At 66.4% G+C, this 1608-nt stretch carries 1 protein-coding gene; it reads right to left on the bottom strand.

The window, feature by feature from the left end:
* Positions 1-441: 441 nt before the first annotated feature.
* Positions 442-1485 (bottom strand): IS110 family transposase, encoded by a 1044-nt coding sequence (locus tag K3F48_RS23715; RefSeq protein WP_222577900.1) that lies wholly within the window; start codon positions 1483-1485, stop codon positions 442-444.
* Between the last annotated feature and the right edge of the window lie 123 nt (positions 1486-1608).

Below are 1608 nucleotides of genomic sequence, written 5' to 3'. Positions count from 1 at the left end.
TCTAACATACTGACTCTAACTTGTTGTTGCGAGTCAGCAGTCTGTGGAGACAACGCCTCTCCATTTCAGTCTGCCACCGACAGACCGATCCGTAAAGCCGCTTTTACTTGCGAAGACGCACGCGCGCGCCCTCCCGGGCGCGCCACCGCCGCCGTCTGCCGCCGCTGCGGCCGTTCCCTTCCATCCTCGTCACGCTAGGCGCGGCTCATGTCTCTCCGAGGAGCACTCGCTAACATCCGTGGTCGGCACAATGTCCGCCACATTCCGGGATCTGGAGACCAGGCGGTCAGGCTAACAAGCGCCGTTTGGTTTCGCCTGAAGGCGACCGGCAACTCAAGTTTCGATCTCGCCCGTGTCCCCGTCTCCGCGGGAGACGCCGCTCCGCCGTGGCGGAACCCGGTGACGCCGAGGAAGGAAGCGGCCGGGTCGCTTACGCCTCCATCATGCGCGCGCGACCCGGCCGCGCTTCGGCGCGCCGTATCGGAAGGTCGAGCCGTCGACCCAGATCTTGTGCAGGAGCACGGCGAGCGCCCGCGCCACCGCGGTCGCTGCCTTCTTCAGCCCCTTCTTCTTCAAGAGCTTCAAGCCCCATTGCCGCAGCTTGAAGTTCTTCGGAATGCGCGTGAGGATCGCGATCGCCGCCTCATAGAGCATGGCGCGTGTCATCTCGTCTCCGCATTTCGAGATGCGCCCCGACCAGTCGGTCTCGCCGGATTGATATCGTCGCGGCGTCAATCCGAAGTGCGCGCCGACGGTGACGGATTTCTTGAACCGGGCCGGATCGTCCACCGTGGCGCGGAAGGTCAGCGCCACGATGGCGCCGACGCCGGGCACCGTCATCAGCCGACGCACCGCTCGATCGTTCCGCGCCGCCGCCAGCGCCATGCGATGCAGCCGCGCGAACTGCAGACGCATCGCCGCGCGGGCGGCGAGCAACGGCTCGACGATCTGCTCCATCTCGGCCAGACCGGCGACCAGCTCGCGCACGCGCGCCTCGAACCGGCCGGTCGAGACCTGGCCCACCTTCAGCCCGAACGGACGCAGCAGGCCGCGGATCATGTTCTCCATGTCGAGCACCTTGCCGAGCAACGCCTTGCGTCCGGAGAGCAGCACGCGCAACGTCTGCGCCTCCTGCGACTTGACGTGGACGGCGCGGAACCAGCCGGTGCGCATCAGCTGCGCGATGCCGCGCGCGTCGTTGCGATCGGTCTTGTTGAGCATGGCGTTCAGCGCCGCCTTCGTGTGACGCGTCTCGATGCAGAACACCGGCAGGCCCTTCTCGTCGAGCGCGGAGAACAGCCAGGCGCTGAAGGAGAAAGCCTCCAAGCCGACGCGCTTCAGATGGACGCCCCATTCGGCGAGGAACAATTCGATCGCCTCCGGATCGGACGGCACCTTCCCTTCCCGGACGACCTTGCCCTCGTCGTTCACGACGCACACGCTCGTCGCCTCCAGCGACACGTCCAGCCCTACGTAATAATCCATTGTTCGCCTCCGCCGTCGTCCCGGACGGAGCGTCGCGCGCCGCCTTCGGGAATCGAATCGCAGAGGCATCATCGCCACCGCCGCAGCGCCGGCGAGGGGGCACTGGTCAGTACCCCGGCTAAC

Origin of the sequence: Methylosinus sp. Sm6 (genome assembly GCF_019802345.1) — a bacterium.
Classification (GTDB): Bacteria; Pseudomonadota; Alphaproteobacteria; order Rhizobiales; family Beijerinckiaceae; genus Methylosinus.
Note: the sequence above shows the minus strand (reverse complement) of the source record. Positions and strands in the feature narration are given on the sequence as shown.